Below are 16,665 nucleotides of genomic sequence, written 5' to 3'. Positions count from 1 at the left end.
GCAACAAGAAAAAGAGAGCTTCAATAAAGAAGCCCTCAAAAAATTAAAACCAAAACCCGGCAGAGCAACTGACAATTAATAGAAAAGCAAAAATAGCCGTCATAGCTGCATCCGCTTTTTGGAGTTTAATCACCTGGAAATATTCAGATCTTGCTTCACCCGTAAAACCACGTGCTTCCATTGCAAAAGCGGAACGCTCTGCATTGCGGACAGCTCCGGCAAGCATCGGAATCAAGACTTTCCGCATGCCTAGCAAACGGCGCAAGGCATTTTTTTCGACTTCAGCTCCGCGGAGTCGATGAGCTTGCTGGATTTGGTTGAACTCGTCCTTCATTACCGGAAGGAATTGATAGCCAACCAGAACGCCATACGCAAGTTTGGGTGACAGCTTCATCTGCTGCATCAAACTCATGATGAATTTCACAGGATCGGTCGTGAAAGCAAACATCAGCGATAAGGTAGAGAAGGCCATCACACGAAAAGCGAGCGACAGCGCAGTTTCCAATTGATCAGCAGTCACTTGAAATCCTAAGTATGACCAGATGACTTCGCCGCTTGTATCAGCAGCAAAAACGATGGTCGTCCATAAATAGCCGAATGCACCTAAAGCAAAAGGGAGCATAAACAAAGACCAGGTTTTCCAGTTCACTATGCTCATGAAAACTTGCATAAGCAGTACGCCGACCCAGAAAAAGAACGGAGTCCAAGGGTTGAAGAAAAAAGCGATGGCGAACATCGAAAGGGTCACCAAAACAAATTTTAGCGAAGGGTTCATGTCATGCAAAAGATTTTGCAAACTGTACAACTCCTTTCGGCGGAAGCAAATGGTGTTCAGCGAGCAAATCTGTATTTTTCCAAACTTCATAAGCAGGGTATTTTCCGGTCATTTTCCCGTCTTTTATCAGCAGGAGGGAATCGGCGAGACTTGCTGCAAATTCCATATCGTGCGTGACGATTAAGAACGTGGCGCCTTCGTCTGACCGTTCAGCAATCATTCGATGCAACTCTAGAAGCGCAGCTGCGTCCTGGCCTGAAGTCGGTTCATCCATCAAAACAACCGTGCGCCGGTCGGCAAGCATCGCACCAGTTGCGACCCGGCGTTTTTGACCATGGCTGACTGAAAACGGATGGTCGTATTGGATTTCCTTCAAGCGCAGCCGGTCCATCAAATCGTCCAATTCTTCTGGAGTTGCAATGCCTGAAAACGCCAGTTCTTTCGCTACGGTTTTTTCTAAGAATAAATACTCTGGGGACTGCGGCACAAATCCGACTCCAGGTGATTGGATGCTCCCGGCATCAAGCGGGTATATTCCGCATAATGCCTTTAATAACGAAGATTTTCCACTGCCGTTTGGACCGGCAACGACCATGATTTCACCTTTATGGGCAGTAAACGAAAGGCCGGTCATGAGTTCTTTTCCATTAGCCTTTACTGCAATTTCTTCAGCCTTCAGAATGATTTCTGAACCCATTGACGAAACTCGTTCAGGCAATGAAACAGGAGAACGGACACTGGCTATTTTGTCGCTGATAAAACAGCCGGAGCGATCTAATTGGATTTCCCGGCTGAAAAAAGAATCCCATAAGTCGAGCCGGTGCTCTACGGCAACAATTGTCAAATTCAAGTCTTGCTGCAGCCGGTCTAGCCAATGGATAAACTCTTTCGCAGTCACGGGATCCAAATGCGAGATCGGTTCGTCCAATAGCAGCACTTCAGGTTCCATAACTAACGCGCAAGCAGCTGCAACTCGCTGCTTCGTACCGCCAGATAAGGATTGGATCACTTCATGCCGCAGAGCTGACAAACCGGTCAGCTTTAAAATTTCGGTAATTCTAGTCTGCATGTTCTCACGGGGAACGTGCAGATTCTCCAAGGTGAAAGCCAATTCTTCTTCAACCGTTGGCATGCAAAACTGGGAATCGGGATCTTGAAAGACGGTTGCGACCCGGCGGTTGATTTCACCCGGCGCATACGACTCAGCGTCTTTCCCGAAAAGCCGGATGCTGCCCGTGAGCTCTCCATCGCAATTAAGCGGGTATAAGCGATTCAAGAGGTAAAGAAGCGTACTTTTCCGCAGCCGCTTGGCCCTGAAATGACAACGCGTTCTCCATTATGGATATCAAAGGAAATAGCAGACAAGGTCGGCTGTTCGTCGTCTGGAAAACGGAAGCCAATCTGTCTAAGTGAAAAAACGGCTTCATGCACGGGCATCACTTTTCTTCGAACGAGAAATGGCGTAGCCGCGAAGCGAACCCGTCGCAAGCAGGCCATCCGAAATGAATTTCCGCCGATCCCAGCAATAATCATGCCGCTGAGCACACGCAAGGTAAACATCAAAGCGACAAAAGAAGGGTCGAGTGCTGCATAGCCTGAAATGAAATAGCCGTATACAAAACTGAAGACGGCGGAACCGGCGCCGGCAAGCATCAGCACAGCAACATTGAAATGCTTGTAGCCAGTTATGGCAAAAGCCGCTTCTGCGCCTAGGCCTTGTACAATGCCAGACAATAGGAGGCAGGGGCCGACCGCGTTCCCAAGCAGCACTTCAATCGCTGCAGCCATCGATTCCGATAACACCGCGGCTCCTGGTTTTCGGATGATGTTCATGCAAATGATCGAAACGATAAACCAGATCCCGAACATCCATTCATAGGCGAGCGGACCGATTACAGCCGCCCAAATGTTCGAAACGTGGACAAATACCAAATAAACGATACCGAAGACGACCGCAAATAAAGACATTAACACGACTTCTTTTAATTTCCACGATGTCAGCATTTTATTTGCCTCCGTGTGATGGGCTATTGATGCTCATCGATACCGTCATGACGAGATGGCGATGCTCTTCTGAACGGGCATTTGTAAATGCTTCTTCATAAAAGGCAAAGACCTCATGAATATCGCCATGAATGCCGCTTGCGTAATGCATCGAATCATTAAAGACACCTTGTTCTTTTGCACGGTCCACTTCACGGTAAATAACCGCCATATAATCCGGGTTGTTCATTGGATATAGCGCAAATTGAGAAGAGACATATTGCTTGGTGGTATCTGTGTTCAACAATTCATCCGATTTTTCCAAATACACATCTCCCGCCGAGTCGCCGGGGCAGCCGATGGAAAAAGTGCCCGAAAGCGCGACATGTTCACCGGTTTTTGCCGCATGCAAAGCTAGTGCTTTTGCGACGTTGAAGACATGATTCTGTTTTCCGCGAATCACCGTAGAGACGTCGTCTGTATGCATCCAGACATTCGAAGTGTCTGTTTCATTCAGTGCCCCTTTGATGATTTTAATGAAATCGCCGGTCATCGGATGAAGCGAAAAGCGAAATCCGACAATCGGGCTAGTGCCGCATTGCAATGGTTCCATATTGAATTCCTCCTAAAAATGTGCACAAAAAAAGCCGCATCCGCGAAGATGCAGCCATAATCTACAAATAATTTCAAAAGGAATCATTTCAGAAATGCGCCGCACTTCCTCACGCAGGTCCTAACCTGATCGAGTTATAAGGGATCGAAGCTTGCGCTTGCATCTCAGCCATAATGGGCACCCCTAGTGCAGTAAACGGTATGCGGTTTTTGTGGGCCGGGTTTGCCCGGTTGAGTTCAGTGTAGCGGATATGGATAAGGAAGTAAAGCACCTAAATAACATAAGGCAGGATTCAAATACTTTGAATTCAAGTATTTCTTTCTGACTCTATGTGCTATTATATGTAAGTTATTCCATATTGAAGGGAAGAGGATCATTGGACAAATCTGCAATTCAGTCGAACAGAGAAACCATCTATTTCATCACCAGCTTGATTTTCAGTATCATCATTTATGTATTCGCCATCATTTCTGTCGTCGGCATTGCCATAGCCCTTATCATTTTTGCTTTTATGCTTTTTGCCAACGCCATGATGTTAGGATCCATACGCGGAAACGGCGTGCGGATCCACGAACGCCAATTTCCGGATGTCTACGAACGAGTGCAAATTCTTTCAAAAGAAATGGAACTCAAAAAAGTTCCAGAAGTTTTTGTCATTCAGTCGGAGGGTGCATTGAACGCCTTTGCGACCCGTTTTTTCGGCCGCGACATGGTCGTCTTATATTCAGAAGTGTTTGAACTGGCACGTGAGCAGGGCCAAGAAGAACTCGACTTCATCATCGCCCACGAACTGGCACATGTGAAACGACGCCATGTCTGGAAGAATCTTTTGATTGTGCCGGCAGGGTTTATTCCTTTCTTGAGCCAGGCCTATAGCCGCTCATGTGAATACACTTGCGACCGCCATGCAGCTTTCACGATCCAAAACGCTGCGGCTGCAAAACGCGCATTGACGCTTCTCGGCATCGGCAAGAAAATGTATAGCGAAGTCAATGAAGAAGCTTACCGCGAACAGATTTCATCTGAATCGAACGGCATCGTCTGGCTCAGCGAAGTGCTTTCGTCCCATCCGCTCCTGCCAAAACGAATTCAGGCAATCCAACAGTTTGAAGGAAACGATGCCCCTATCTACACACAGAATACGGGAAGAATTGCCATTGGTGCAACACTGATTTTTGTGGGCATAACAGCTGTTTATTTCATTAGCATTGCGCTTTTTGCCGGTGGAACACTCGTCTACTCCCAATTTCTAAATGGGTTTGACGATGCGCTTTATGCTGAGGAAGATTTTTCGATTGATGGGCAGACGCCATTGATTGTTGCCGCAGCTGAGGGCGATTTAGCAGGTGCTGAAGAAGCTGTAGCTAATGGAGAAGATATTCATGCAGTCGATGCTGATGGAAGTTCCGCTTTAATGTATGCAGTTTTTAATGGTGATAACGAAATGGCTGCATACTTAATTGAAAATGGAGCAAACGTTAATTCCATGGATGATTATGACACCGCCATCGGGAATGCCGTTTATTATGGTGAATACGATACGGCTTTATTGCTTTTAGATTATGGCGCTGATCCGGAGCTTGAGGGCCCGGATGGGATGTCAGCCATGGATTATGCAGAAGCGTCATCCGAGGCGGAATTTGTCGAGTATTTGGAAACTGGATTTTAATGGGACGAAATTAAATTAAAAGAAATAAGTTCAAATCCGCCAATTCTTGGCGGATTTTTTTATTTTAGCACGATGGCCTTCTGACAAAACATGATAATATGGGTTAATATCATTCAGATTATATAAGGAACGATAGGAGAATTCCATGGAAAAGTCATTCGTCTGCATCACCTCATTTTCAAACAAATTCTGGAAAATCAAAGTGCAGGGAAATATGTTTATCGTCTCTTACGGAAAAATCGGAACGCAAGGCTCCATTAATACGAAAGAGTTTTCTTCAGAAGAACATTGCCTGCGAGAAGCGAATAAACTGATTCAGTCAAAGCTGAAAAAAGGCTACAGGGAACAGGAAGAGAATATTGGCCAAGCCAGGCAGATGACTGAGGCAGAGTTCTGGCAGTTAATCGATGCCGCTCATCAAAAAGGTGATTTCATGGAAGAACAGCTCGAGTGGCTCATTGAACAGCTAGCGAGAAAATCCATCAATGAAATCGTCCATTTTGATAGTCAATTTAACCGTGTTTATCAAAAATCGTATACGTCCGATTTGTGGGCTGCAGCTTACATCATCATGGGCGGATGTTCAGACGATTCCTTCGATTATTTTCGGGCATGGCTCGTGTTCGCTGGGAAAGAAGTTTATGAACAAGCAATAGCGGATCCAGAAAGCATCATGCCTTATTTAGATGAAGAAGAGGTGCCTGAATTCGAAGATTTACTGTCGTGTGCGACGATCGCCTTTGAAGAAAAGACTGGGCTTGAGCAAGAAGATTTTCTCAATATATACAATTCCTTAGCGGGAGATGAAGGTCCGACTCCGGAAATCGAGTTTGACTGGGATGAAGATGACGAAGCAACCTTGAGCCGCAAGTTTCCGAAGTTATGGGCAAAGTACGGAGAAGATCCTTTAGGTTAATGAAGAAAATTCGAAGTTTCAGTCAAAAATGACAATCCATCAAAGCCAAGCCTAGGATGAAAACTTAACCAATTCATCCTAGGCATTTTTTATTCAGTAAAATTAGTACCTATTACTAATAGTTGATGATAGAATTAGGCGTAAGCAACTTGAAGGGATGAGATTATTGATTATTTCTAAAGCCAGAATTACAGCCATCGGTTCCTATGTGCCTGAAAAAATATTGACTAACCATGACTTGGAAGAAATGATTGATACGAATGATGAATGGATCGTCCAACGGACGGGCATTAAAGAACGCCGAATCGCGGATGAACGTGAATTCACAAGTGACATCTGCATAAAAGCTGCTGAAAATTTAAGGGAGCGTTTTGATAAAACGTTGGAGGATGTCGACATGATCATTGTTTGTACGATGACACCGGACTTTAAGACGCCGAGCGTATCTGCCTTGGTGCAGGCGAAGCTTGGCATCCCGAATACGGGTGCCATTGATTTGAATGCAGCATGCTCGGGGTTCACCTATGGACTGCAGGTTGCCAACGGTTTGATAACAGCCGGCATGAACAAAAAGATTTTGGTAATTGGTGCAGAAACCTTCTCGAAAATTCTGGATTACAGCGACCGTTCCACTTGTATTTTGTTTGGAGACGGTGGGGGAGCGGTTCTTGTTGAATACGACGAAAGTTTGCCAAGCTTCATCGCTTCACATGCCGGTACGGATGGACAATTAGCCCATAACCTCTACTGTACAGATCTTTCAACGCAAATGTTCGGCAACGAATTAGCGGTCAATGGATTTGTCACGCAAAATGGACGCGAAGTCTATAAATGGGCAGTCAACACCGTACCGAAAGGAATGAAGGCCTTGATGGATAAAGCCGATTTTGAAAAAGAGAGTGTGGATTGGTTTGTTCCGCACAGTGCAAACCTCCGGATCATTGAGTCCATCTGCAGCAGAAATGATTTGCCGCTTGAACGGACCATTTACAGTTTGGAGTATTTTGGAAACACGTCTGCGGCATCCATTCCGCTATCACTGGACAAAGGGGTGCAGGAAGGAAAGATCAAGGCGGGTGATAACTTGTTGTTATATGGTTTCGGCGGGGGCTTGACGCATGCGGGGATGTTAATCAATTGGTCGATCTAAGCGAAATATTAAGGAGTTGTCCCCATTTACTTTTGGGTCAACTCCTTTTGTATTAAATCTATCAAACAGCATTTTAAAAGATTAAGGATTCCGGAAGCATTCATGAAGAACACCTTTATAGCGGAAGCCAATAATCATCAATTCGCCTTCTTTATGAAGTTGTTTGCTTAAACGCCTGGCCGTTAACGGATAAAGCTTCAGGTTTCTCACAACTGCTCTCCATTTGGTAATAAACGCCTTTTTGCGATGAAATCAGGAAACCGTGCATCGCTTCAAGCACGTGATGCGCAAGCTGTCCGCTAGCACGATGTTTCTCTCCATTCAAGATGGCGTGCGCCATGTCCGCTACACCGAGTCCGCGTTCATTTCCCTGAAAATCTGAAATTAGCGGAATGTCGGAAAAAGTTTCATCCCCTTTTTTTCGTATCCGGACCGGTCCGCCAAATGTATTTGGATCCGGTACGAGCAAGGTTCCTTCGCTGCCGTAGATTTCAATGGGCGGCAAGGAAGAACCGCCAAAAGCATCAAAACTCGATGTGAGCGTGGCAATCGCACCGGAGGCAAAATCGATTGTTCCGGCAATATGTGTTTCCGTGGAAACGGTGATTTTCTGCCCGGTATTCGGTTCACTTGAGACGGTTCGTTCGGGATAACTGATGCGGGCGGATCCGGCAATTCGCTCTACCGGCCCAAGCAATGCAATCAAAGCGGTCAGGTGATAAGGGCCCATATCAAATAAGGGACCGCCGCCTTTTTCATAATAGAAGGCGGGATTCGGATGCCAATGTTCATGGCCTCGTCCGATGACAAATGCCGACGCGCCAATGGGTACGCCAATTTCTCCTTTTTCAATCAGCTGAAGAGCGGTTTGAATACCAGCTCCTAAAAAAGTATCAGGAGCGCTTCCGACAACCAATCCTTTTTCATCGGCTTTTTCTAAAACGCGTTTTGCATCCTCGAGCTGGATCGCCAATGGCTTTTCGACATACACATGTTTGCCGGCTTCCAAAATTTGAAGCGATACTTCTGCGTGGACTTTTGGCAAAGTTAAATTAATGACCAGGTCAATTTCGGGATCATCCAGTAATTCATCCACGCTGCACGCTTTAGGAATGCCAAATTGGGCGGCTTGAGATTGAGCTCGCTCTAAATCCAAGTCTGCACAAGCTGTTAATGCTAAATGGTTGTATTGCGGGATATTTTCCATGTAAATGGAGCTTATGTACCCGCAGCCAATAATGCCGATTGTAAATGGTTTCATCCCTTTTCCTCCTGAGGTCATTGGCTATCGCCCATACCGGTATAAACTTGGGCGTTTTCAAAAACAGCTCGGTTTTGATTGTTTGAACTGCTGTAAAGTTCTTTTCCTTCTGCAGCCCATAAAAATCCTCTTTTCATAATTAACGAAACTTCGGGCATCGCGACAATATTTGCTGCATGTCCAAGCGAACTGTAGAATACGCGTCCGAGTCCCCAACGCTTCGTCCAAACGACCGGCATATCTACAGCTTTATTTAATGCATGCGGCCCAGCGGCTACTGGAAAGCGGGTTGTGGCCAGCACTTCAACAGCCGGGTCGACATGAAGGTAGTATTGTTCGCTGACGACTTTAAAATCGTCGAGACCTTCTAGGATGGGGCTCGAGGATTGCTTTATATTGACCATATACTCAATGCCGTCGTTTCCGGGATGGGCAACCCAATTGCCGCCGGTCATAAATTGCCAATCTACGTTTTTCCGGAAAGAGTCGCACATGCCGCCGTGGCTTCCTGCGAGCCCAACCCCGTTAATGACCGCTTCTGAAACATTGCGCAAATATTGGGGATCGATTTCTCCCATCGTCCAATGCGGCACGATCAAGTTAAGCGCTTTCAATTTTTCGGCATCTGCATAGGCATCAAGGGAATCGGAAATCTCGACTTCAAAACCTTCCGAAACGAGCAGCTCTTTGTAGATATTCGCCACCTGCTCCGGTTCATGGCCATCCCAGCCGCCTTGCACGATCAACGCTTTTTTCTTCATGGATGCTTCACTCCTAACCGATTGTATTCCTATTTTAAAGACTTGCTACGTCATTCCATCTTCTTTCTTTTATCGATTGTTCAACAGCTTCGAGCACTTGCTGGCATTTGACCCCGTCATTGAAATTCGGGGAAGGCTGCCGATCTTCTTGAATGGCATCCAGGAATTCAACGAAAGCATGTGTAAAGGTGTGCTCATATCCGATCGGGTGCCCAGTCGGCCACCACACGCCTGAATAGGCATGGGCTGAATCTGTTGCGAGCACACGGCGGAATCCTTGGACATCTTCTTGGTCGTTAGTGAAATAGACCTGCAGCTCATTCATGCGTTCAAAGTCAAAAATGACGCTGCCTTTGGAACCGTTGATTTCAAATGAATTGGTGCTGCGATGGCCGGAAGCAAATCGAGTCGCTTCAAAACTGCCAAGTGCACCGTTCTCAAAACGGGCCATAAATAGCGTTGCATCATCAACCGTTACCGGTCCTGTTTCTGTCGTGGATCCGCTTGTCGCAGATAAAACCGCCTGATTCACCCGGAAGCGGCCGTTCTTTGATGAAGGTTTCGCTCATTCCGATAACTTCTTTCATGTTGCCGACGAGATAATGCGCCATATCAATTAGATGTGCACCTAAATCTCCATGCGCACCTGAACCGGCTATTTCCTGCTGAAGACGCCAGGCAAGGGGGAAGTCCGGGTCGACCAGCCAGTCTTGCAAAAACCATCCCCTGAAATGGTAGATATCGCCTAAGCGGCCTTCTTCGATCAATTTTTTAGCCAGAATCACTGCAGGGGCAAACCGGTAGTTAAAGCCGACCATATGCTTCACGCCAGCACTTTCCGCGGCTTCAAGCATGTCGCGTGAATCTGCCAAAGAAAGGGCAAGCGGTTTCTCACAATATAGATGTTTGCCAGCACCAGCTGCTGCAACCGCTATCGCTTTATGCGCATTGCTTGGTGCATTGATATCGATGATGTCAATATCATCCCGGGAAACAAGCGTTTTCCAGTCAGTGCTAAATTCCGCCCAACCGAATTGGTCCGCCGCTGATGCCACTGCTTCTTTATTTCGTCCGCATATTACTTGCATCGCCAGGGGGAGGCGGTCAGGAAAGAACATCGGCAATGCACGATAAGCATTGCTGTGAGCTTTTCCCATAAATTTATAGCCGACCATTCCAATATTCAACTGATCCATATAATCATCTCCAATCTTTGTTCAATTGATAAACAAACACAATTTCATTTTCCTGAATAGTTAATATTCTGTCAAATTTAAACCCTATTAAAGAGAAATTATCATGTGTGTTTTGGAAGAGAAGATAAAAAAAACGCCCCATGGGCGTTTTTTCATCGACTCCGAATTTTTGATAATAAGCGAAGAATTTCAAGATAGAGCCAGATCAGTGTCACGAGCAAGCCAAAGGCACCGTACCATTCGAAGTATTTCGGGACGCGTTTTGCAGCTGCGTTTTCGATGTAGTCAAAATCCAATACGAGGTTCAAAGCTGCGATGATGACGATCACTACACTAATGGCTATGCCGATCGGACTTGCTTCATGCAGATACGGAATTTGAAAGCCGAAAAAGCTGCCGATGAAGGAAATCAGATAAACGACAAAGACTGCGCCGGTTGCCGCAAAGACCCCGAGCCTAAAGTTCTCTGTGACTTTGATCAAGCCCAATTTATAGGCGAGCAATAAACTCAGTAAGACACCGATGGTCAATAAAACGGCTTGAAACACAATGCCGCCAAATTGCACTTCGTACTGAGCGGAAATCGCCCCGATAAACAAGCCTTCCAGCAACGCATAGATCGGTGCTGTAATCGGCGAAATTTTGGGAACGAAAATCGTGATCAAAGCAACGATAAATCCGCCAATTGCGCCGATAAGGATTAACGGAGTTACACTGCCTGGGTCATTGAGAAATTGATTCCACGAATAGATGCATGTTGCCAATACTAAGAGCAGGAGGATGAATGTTTTATTGACCGTCCCTTGGATGGTCATCAAACGGCCATTTCCACTTGCACTCGATCTGATAAATTTGTCGTCTTTTAAACTTGGATTGCCGCTTCTCATGTACATCACCCCGTCTATTATTTCGATCAGGCTTTATTATATCTTTTTATAGCTGAAGCCTGTTAATGAAAACTCGTTTTATCCATATCATTCAGGGACGGCTCTTTCAAAAGAGAAGCCCCCATCACTATACCAGGCAAGTGAAGGGGGCAAGCTGTGTGATCAGCATCGCACATATTTTCGTTTGAATCCGATTTGTCCCCGGTCCAACGCTTTTTGGATGGTTTCAGAAGCAAGCAAAGTGCTGCTTTTTTCTCGCCTTTTCGGATTTCAACAGGGCCGACTGCTGCAGCCGTTTCCACTGCTTTTTCATGAAGCGGTTCAAAAGAAATAGCGATGGTCGAGATAAAACTGTTCATGGAGACTTTTGTCCGGTCAGGTGCTTCGTGGATATGTTCTTCCACTTGGTCCAGCATCCCCGAAAGTTTGTTTTTGTCGAACTCACTGTCAGGCCATCTTCCGAGCAGCCAGCAATAGCAGCTCCATCCGGCAGACATCTTCAATTCCTCGCCGCTCGCAATCCACTTGTCCGCAAGTTCCTGTGCAAATGGTGCTTCCGCCAACGAAACTGCGACGACATAATCGGAAAGCATGTAGAAATAGGCACCTTCAATCCAGCGTTCAAATTCTTCTGGTGTTTTCATATCTGAGATAACACCGGCAAAATACATGGCATCATAGTTGCCGGTAGCATAAAGTTCATCGGCTAAAGCTTGGTCTTTCTTGATTTTCTTTGCCAGCGGCTTCATTGCGCCAGTGGCGACGCCAAATAGCGGTTCGCGTGCGCCATTTCTCAAATAGGTGTTCTTCGTGCGTTCCGTGCCAAGTGCTTCAAGCTCTTGCAATACTGCATCTCGCTCCATCTCTGTCGCATCCTTTCTTTTATGTAAATAAAATCAGTTTTAAGAATGACATTACTAAAATACTGGAACGTATATTCGTTAGTTTATCATAAAAACCATTCGTTTAGTACAAGGTCTGGCAGTGCTGGGGCGGCATTCTTAACCAATTAAAGTTAGAATTACTTATCTCGAATTCGAGGCATATAAATTGTACAGAGTCTGACGGAGGAGTAAAATTAAAATCAGCAACCGGGATATTTTAAGTTAGTATCCAAAAAGTGGTTTGCAACGGATGCATTAGGGAAACAAGGACAGTAAGCCAGAGATTCACACATAGTGATTAAAATAAGATAAAGTAGGTGCATAAATATGGAAGCGAACAAGATGATTTTAAAGACAAGTGATTGGGTTAAAGGAAAGTCCCGCCACGGAGAATTGATTATCGGTTATATCGATTCCATGAATGTCCTGAAAGAAGCGGTAAACGTTACAGTCGTAGAGAGCGATAATGAGGCAATTATCGGCATGACAATTGCCATGCCGATTCAAATAGTCGAAAGCATTCCAGCAGCAGAAACAAAAGAAGTGGCAGAATTGGAATTCTTGATCGACCTCGCACTAGCTACTGATGATAAAGAATGGTTCCAAGATCTTTCCAGCCAGTTGAATGAGAAAAAACAAGCGGTCAATTAATCCGTTAATTTCAATAAAATGTAGTAAAGGGGCAGTGCAGCAAGTCTTTACCCGACTTGCTGCACTGCTCCTTTACTTGTTAATAGTGTTGAGATATACGGTCGCTCTTGCCGCTTTTTTATGCAAAAAGAAAAGCGGCCAATGTGGCCGCGGATTCTGATGTTCCATGCTTAATTTTCAAATTCATATACTGGGTCTGCATGTTCTTCCAATTTATGCTTAGGAAGCTGTTTTTCCTGCGCCATCGCCAGCATCGTTACAGCGGTGTTGCTCCATTGTTCGACTTGCTTTTGCTGATAGCGGTCATTGTCAACGTGGTGGGCGATATCAGTTGTTATGGCGCGTACAGATGAATTCAGATCGACTACAGAATTTTTTGTGCCTTTTGCTGCGTCAACAAGCAAGGTGATTTTTTCAGACTTCACTTGAACGTCCTCTTTGATTTCATTGGCGTGGTGCTGCAGGCTCGTCGTTTCAAGTTTCAGATTGTCCATGCGTTCTTTTAGGTTATTCGCAGAGCCTTTGATTTCTTTCATCGGTTCTTTAATCCCTTTGATCATCAGGAACACTCCGATTCCTGCAATGATAATGCCAAGTACGACGATTCCCAGTGCTACATAAAGCCAAATTGTAGAATCCATTCTTTTTCCTCCTCAAATCGATAAATGTCTTTGATGTGCTATACCCGTTAGAGGTCCATGACTAACCTCAGCTCTTTGCCTTGATTGATCGGTATAGGCGGAAGTGAAGAAGGAATTTTAAAGTAATGGGATTTATGTAGTGGAAAAATCGTCTCTAAAAGAGTCTTCTAAATAGAATTTGATTTCTTTCGCCAATTTCCGTGCTTGTAGATTATAACGGGCATCCGGGTGAACGTAATGGACATGCGTGATTATCGAAAAATTATTTTTTTCAGTCCGGATCAGTAGCAGCTGTTCTTTGTCAGAAGAGGCAACATTGCCATTCCAGCCAGTGATTCCAACTTGGTAGAAGGGGAATCCATTTTCAGTCATTCCATGGTCAATGCTTTCGGTCCATTCCATATGCTCCCAGTTTTTCATTCGAAAACTCCTTTCAGATCATAAGATATATATTCTTGAAGGAAGAAACTTAATTGAAAAATTCCTCTAACACTTCTTGATTGGCTTCTAAATCCAACACGAGCACTTCACCGATATTTTTTCCTTCCTCAGTAAATGTATCAGGAGCCGGGATGCGCAGTGTTTCCATTTCGCCTGTCCCGGTTTGGATCATCGATTTTCCGATGCTGAGCAACAATTTTTTATCGATGTCCGTATCAATAAAGGTATCAGCAGCTTCAATAATTTTGCGTAAATTGAGTAAAGTCTTAAATTCGACTCCTTGGTCTTTCACAGCAGACATCACTTCCTGCTGCCGTTCAACGCGTCCGTAATCGCTATTTTTGTCATGCCTGAAACGGACATATCCTAATAATTGATCGCCATTTAAAATCTGCTTTCCAGGCTCTAGCGTCATGCCGATGCCATAGGACATTTCATATGGAATATCAATTTCAATTCCACTAGGGATAATGAGATCCAATAATTTCGGGAAACTATTGAAATCAACTGCTGCATAGAAGTCAGTTTTGATGCCAAAGTTTTCTTCGACTGTTTCACTGGCCAATTCAGGCCCGCCAAATGCATGGGCAGCGTTGATTTTCTGCATCCCATATTTAGGAATGTGTACATAAGTATCACGCATAATCGAGGCCAGTTTAATTTCTTTGGATTCTGGCTGGTAATTTAAAATCATTAATGCATCTGATAATCCGTATTCCTCTTCTCTTCGATCACTTCCGATCAAGAGGATGTTGAAGCTCTTCATATCGATGTCCGCAATTTCTTCGTCCGTACTTTCAGATCCATTGTTTATGTATGGGGCTGTACCAGCAGTTTCTGTTTTCTTAGGATTAAACTGGCTGTAAGCTGTGACACAGGCTATTGCTAAACTAGCGATTAAAATGCCAAACAGCGTAATGGTCACTTTTTTTCTTCGGCTTTTTCGTAGTATTGCTCGTTTCATTCCATCACCTCATCGTTTCTTAGAAAACGCGCAGTCTCCAAAGAGTTTAAAGTGATGTTGACAAATTGTCAACGAATAACTTGTTTGACAATACATCAACGATTGCCTAAAGTAGAGATACCAAGACAACAGGCGCTATAAATGTGAAAAGGAGGTCGCTTATGACAGAATTGAAAAATGGAATTGGTGGATTCTTGCAAAAAAAATGGGCGGAGCGAAATTATACATTGAGGTATTTTGCTGATTTGACTGGCGTTGACAAAGCGACAATTTCTCGGATTCTGAATGGCAAAAGAAAGCCGACACTCGACCACTTAAAAGTTTTTGCCCAAGTATTAGAGACGCCGCTTTCTGATTTAATCGCTGCCGAAGAAAAGACGGTGAAATTGCCGAAAGCTGCTATGCGAAACGTTCAGAAAAAAGTTGAGCAAAAACCGGCGATAGATGAAATGAAACATATGTTGGAACTTATCAAAATGCAGGATGAAAGCATCACGATTGACCGGATATCGGCCGAACTAGATCATTGTTCTTTATTCGCTGAAACTGAAGAAGGCCAAGAAATGGTGAAAGAATCATTCAGTTCGAAAGTGAAACACTTCGGGAATGCTGGACGCCATCTTTTGCTATTAAAAAAATGGCAGAAAAGCTACGAACAAGCGAGCGGGGAGTAAGAAAGAGCTTGCCATAATGGGGGGCGCCTTGCTGTACTTCATCATGCCGCTTGATCTCCTCCATGATTACCTCTTTGCGATTGGCTATTTGGATGACTGTCTCGCGGTACAATTGGCGAATAGCCGCCTGGAATCAAAAATCGGATAAAAAATCACTGGAAAAAGCCATCGTAACCGATGGCTTTTTATGCTTTTGAAAAGGAAGGAGAGAACACTGTCCAACCAAAAGCGGTTACTGAAATGAAGAAAGCTCCCCATAAATGATAGCCTGCATTAAATAGAATAGTGAGGGTGCCGCCCCCGACGCCTAGCACGAAAATAAGAATGGCAGTTGCCAAATTGAAAAGATGCAGCTTGGCTTGTTTATCCTTTTGAAAAAGCATTTGATAAAAGTAGCCCATCAAATTCTTCAGATTTCCGGTCATGATACCGTTATTAACCATAGTTTGGTTGACGTTCCGAAACGTCGTAAGGGCATAGCCGGCAAGCAGGCCCAGGAAAACTAATATGACCAAATCATTCATCAGCTCTTCAAAAATCGCGGGCAAAAGCAAAAGGACCGACTGGAAGAAAAGGAAATAGCGGTATTTAGCAACTCCTTTTGCTTTATAACGGTCAAGCATCGCTTCTCCAGCAATCGCCCCGACTGCAAATCCCGCAATTACCCAAATATGTCCTAAAGCTTCACGCCATTCACCAGAGAAAAGCTTGGCACTCATACTAACAAAATTACCTGTCTGGGCACTGGCAAATACCTCATCCTGCACTAAGAACGTATAAGCATCTATAAAGCCCATCAAGAAACAGACAATCATGGTAATAGCAGTGATAGCTGGATTGCTCTTTTTGTTTCGATTTAACATCCTGTTCATTTCTCCTTAATCATTATTATTCCTTAATTGTTACCTTTTATAAGTTAAAGCTCCCAATCTATGCAATGAAATATTCATTTGGCATAACAGAAAATGTTAGTTAAAGAAATAATTCCATCCTATTAAAAGCCCTATGATAAGGTTCTTTATGTCAGCCGTCTATATGAGAGCTGTCTAGGGACTTGAGTTATAAAAGTTCAATCCTCCTCTGACTACAAGAAGCGGCAGAAGCTGACTAATGTTGTCGGAAATAGAATGAATTTTCTATCTATAAATGAATAAATCATGACATCCTAAATCAACTACCATATTAAATTTACAAATAAA

At 44.4% G+C, this 16,665-nt stretch carries 17 protein-coding genes, 3 pseudogenes and 1 riboswitch; of the genes and pseudogenes, 6 read left to right on the top strand and 14 right to left on the bottom strand.

Annotation, left to right across the window (positions count from 1 at the left end):
- Positions 1–43: 43 nt before the first annotated feature.
- The 5 genes and pseudogenes from L0M13_RS09850 to L0M13_RS09830 all read right to left on the bottom strand — a co-directional run bounded on the left by L0M13_RS09850 (position 44) and on the right by L0M13_RS09830 (position 3,371).
- Positions 44–796, bottom strand: coding sequence for an energy-coupling factor transporter transmembrane component T family protein (locus L0M13_RS09850; RefSeq protein ID WP_235196335.1), 753 nt, complete (start codon positions 794–796; stop codon positions 44–46).
- Positions 777–2,051, bottom strand: coding sequence for an ABC transporter ATP-binding protein (locus L0M13_RS09845; RefSeq protein ID WP_235196334.1), 1,275 nt, complete (start codon positions 2,049–2,051; stop codon positions 777–779). The genes L0M13_RS09850 and L0M13_RS09845 overlap by 20 nt, the downstream gene beginning before the upstream one ends.
- The gene (locus tag L0M13_RS09840; protein ID WP_235196333.1) at positions 2,048–2,212 is read right to left on the bottom strand and encodes a hypothetical protein; all 165 of its coding nucleotides are present in this window, start codon (positions 2,210–2,212) and stop codon (positions 2,048–2,050) included. Before L0M13_RS09840 ends, L0M13_RS09845 begins: the two co-directional genes overlap by 4 nt.
- Positions 2,199–2,779 (bottom strand): annotated as a pseudogene (locus tag L0M13_RS09835) (ECF transporter S component). Before L0M13_RS09835 ends, L0M13_RS09840 begins: the two are co-directional and overlap by 14 nt.
- Position 2,780: 1 nt before the next feature.
- Entirely contained in the window at positions 2,781–3,371 is a 591-nt protein-coding gene (locus L0M13_RS09830; protein ID WP_235196332.1) for a YkoF family thiamine/hydroxymethylpyrimidine-binding protein, read from the bottom strand.
- 89 nt (positions 3,372–3,460) lie between these two features.
- Positions 3,461–3,566, bottom strand: a riboswitch (TPP riboswitch).
- A gap of 181 nt (positions 3,567–3,747) precedes the next feature.
- Here L0M13_RS09830 and L0M13_RS09825 point away from each other — a divergent pair.
- From L0M13_RS09825 to L0M13_RS09815, 3 genes are all read left to right on the top strand, one after another.
- Positions 3,748–5,040 carry a M48 family metallopeptidase gene (locus L0M13_RS09825; protein WP_235196331.1) on the top strand — a complete coding sequence of 431 codons (1,293 nt, stop codon included), beginning with the start codon at positions 3,748–3,750 and terminating at the stop codon, positions 5,038–5,040.
- 145 nt (positions 5,041–5,185) lie between these two features.
- Positions 5,186–5,956: a DUF4240 domain-containing protein gene (locus L0M13_RS09820; protein WP_235196330.1), complete on the top strand. Its 771-nt coding sequence runs from the start codon at positions 5,186–5,188 to the stop codon at positions 5,954–5,956.
- A gap of 166 nt (positions 5,957–6,122) precedes the next feature.
- Positions 6,123–7,106, top strand: a complete 984-nt coding sequence (locus tag L0M13_RS09815; protein WP_311195549.1) for a ketoacyl-ACP synthase III — start codon at positions 6,123–6,125, stop codon at positions 7,104–7,106.
- 151 nt (positions 7,107–7,257) lie between these two features.
- Here the strand turns inward: L0M13_RS09815 and L0M13_RS09810 are convergent, their stop codons facing one another.
- The 5 genes and pseudogenes from L0M13_RS09810 to L0M13_RS09790 form a co-directional block, all read right to left on the bottom strand.
- Positions 7,258–8,367 carry a Gfo/Idh/MocA family protein gene (locus tag L0M13_RS09810; protein ID WP_235196329.1) on the bottom strand — a complete coding sequence of 370 codons (1,110 nt, stop codon included), beginning with the start codon at positions 8,365–8,367 and terminating at the stop codon, positions 7,258–7,260.
- A 17-nt stretch (positions 8,368–8,384) separates the two neighbouring features.
- Complete coding sequence (locus L0M13_RS09805; RefSeq protein WP_235196328.1) at positions 8,385–9,128, bottom strand: ThuA domain-containing protein; 744 nt, start codon at positions 9,126–9,128, stop codon at positions 8,385–8,387.
- A gap of 34 nt (positions 9,129–9,162) precedes the next feature.
- Positions 9,163–10,324 (bottom strand): annotated as a pseudogene (locus L0M13_RS09800) (Gfo/Idh/MocA family protein).
- Positions 10,325–10,476: 152 nt separating this feature from the next.
- The gene (locus L0M13_RS09795) at positions 10,477–11,217 is read right to left on the bottom strand and encodes a Bax inhibitor-1/YccA family protein (RefSeq protein WP_235196327.1); all 741 of its coding nucleotides are present in this window, start codon (positions 11,215–11,217) and stop codon (positions 10,477–10,479) included.
- 156 nt (positions 11,218–11,373) lie between these two features.
- Positions 11,374–12,074, bottom strand: a pseudogene (locus tag L0M13_RS09790) (DNA alkylation repair protein).
- Between the two features lie 348 nt (positions 12,075–12,422).
- On the opposite strand from L0M13_RS09790, the gene L0M13_RS09785 reads away from it, so the two are divergent.
- A complete protein-coding gene (locus tag L0M13_RS09785; protein ID WP_235196326.1) occupies positions 12,423–12,746 on the top strand; it encodes an IDEAL domain-containing protein in 324 nt (107 codons plus the stop codon).
- A gap of 170 nt (positions 12,747–12,916) precedes the next feature.
- Here L0M13_RS09785 and L0M13_RS09780 read toward each other — a convergent pair whose 3' ends face one another.
- The 3 genes from L0M13_RS09780 to L0M13_RS09770 form a co-directional block, all read right to left on the bottom strand.
- Positions 12,917–13,387, bottom strand: a complete 471-nt coding sequence (locus tag L0M13_RS09780; protein WP_235196325.1) for a DUF948 domain-containing protein — start codon at positions 13,385–13,387, stop codon at positions 12,917–12,919.
- A 132-nt stretch (positions 13,388–13,519) separates the two neighbouring features.
- Positions 13,520–13,807 (bottom strand): hypothetical protein, encoded by a 288-nt coding sequence (locus L0M13_RS09775; protein WP_235196324.1) that lies wholly within the window; start codon positions 13,805–13,807, stop codon positions 13,520–13,522.
- Positions 13,808–13,856: 49 nt separating this feature from the next.
- Complete coding sequence (locus L0M13_RS09770; protein WP_235196323.1) at positions 13,857–14,792, bottom strand: LCP family protein; 936 nt, start codon at positions 14,790–14,792, stop codon at positions 13,857–13,859.
- A 161-nt stretch (positions 14,793–14,953) separates the two neighbouring features.
- Here L0M13_RS09770 and L0M13_RS09765 point away from each other — a divergent pair, with 161 nt between their 5' ends.
- Positions 14,954–15,466 (top strand): helix-turn-helix domain-containing protein, encoded by a 513-nt coding sequence (locus tag L0M13_RS09765; protein ID WP_235196322.1) that lies wholly within the window; start codon positions 14,954–14,956, stop codon positions 15,464–15,466.
- A gap of 16 nt (positions 15,467–15,482) precedes the next feature.
- On the top strand, positions 15,483–15,614 hold the full coding sequence (locus tag L0M13_RS09760; RefSeq protein ID WP_235196320.1) for a DUF1232 domain-containing protein: 132 nt from the start codon (positions 15,483–15,485) through the stop codon (positions 15,612–15,614).
- Between the two features lie 37 nt (positions 15,615–15,651).
- On the opposite strand, the gene L0M13_RS09755 is transcribed toward L0M13_RS09760, so the two are convergent.
- Positions 15,652–16,329, bottom strand: a complete 678-nt coding sequence (locus L0M13_RS09755) for a YoaK family protein (RefSeq protein WP_235196319.1) — start codon at positions 16,327–16,329, stop codon at positions 15,652–15,654.
- Positions 16,330–16,665 lie beyond the last annotated feature (336 nt).

The sequence above is a fragment of the Planococcus sp. 107-1 genome, assembly GCF_021513255.1.
Taxonomy (GTDB): Bacteria; Bacillota; Bacilli; order Bacillales_A; family Planococcaceae; genus Planococcus.
This window is presented reverse-complemented; position numbering and strand designations above follow the sequence as displayed.

Bases quoted from the DNA above. Each gene is read 5' to 3' on its own strand.
- L0M13_RS09840 (WP_235196333.1), bottom strand. From the start codon at position 2,212: ATGCCCGTGCATGAAGCCGTTTTTTCACTTAGACAGATTGGCTTCCGT.
- L0M13_RS09830 (WP_235196332.1), bottom strand. From the start codon at position 3,371: ATGGAACCATTGCAATGCGGCACTAGCCCGATTGTCGGATTTCGCTTT.
- L0M13_RS09820 (WP_235196330.1), top strand. From the start codon at position 5,186: ATGGAAAAGTCATTCGTCTGCATCACCTCATTTTCAAACAAATTCTGG.
- L0M13_RS09810 (WP_235196329.1), bottom strand. From the start codon at position 8,367: ATGAAACCATTTACAATCGGCATTATTGGCTGCGGGTACATAAGCTCC.
- L0M13_RS09805 (WP_235196328.1), bottom strand. From the start codon at position 9,128: ATGAAGAAAAAAGCGTTGATCGTGCAAGGCGGCTGGGATGGCCATGAA.
- L0M13_RS09795 (WP_235196327.1), bottom strand. From the start codon at position 11,217: ATGTACATGAGAAGCGGCAATCCAAGTTTAAAAGACGACAAATTTATC.
- L0M13_RS09785 (WP_235196326.1), top strand. From the start codon at position 12,423: ATGGAAGCGAACAAGATGATTTTAAAGACAAGTGATTGGGTTAAAGGA.
- L0M13_RS09780 (WP_235196325.1), bottom strand. From the start codon at position 13,387: ATGGATTCTACAATTTGGCTTTATGTAGCACTGGGAATCGTCGTACTT.
- L0M13_RS09775 (WP_235196324.1), bottom strand. From the start codon at position 13,807: ATGAAAAACTGGGAGCATATGGAATGGACCGAAAGCATTGACCATGGA.
- L0M13_RS09770 (WP_235196323.1), bottom strand. From the start codon at position 14,792: ATGAAACGAGCAATACTACGAAAAAGCCGAAGAAAAAAAGTGACCATT.
- L0M13_RS09765 (WP_235196322.1), top strand. From the start codon at position 14,954: ATGACAGAATTGAAAAATGGAATTGGTGGATTCTTGCAAAAAAAATGG.
- L0M13_RS09760 (WP_235196320.1), top strand. From the start codon at position 15,483: ATGGGGGGCGCCTTGCTGTACTTCATCATGCCGCTTGATCTCCTCCAT.
- L0M13_RS09755 (WP_235196319.1), bottom strand. From the start codon at position 16,329: ATGTTAAATCGAAACAAAAAGAGCAATCCAGCTATCACTGCTATTACC.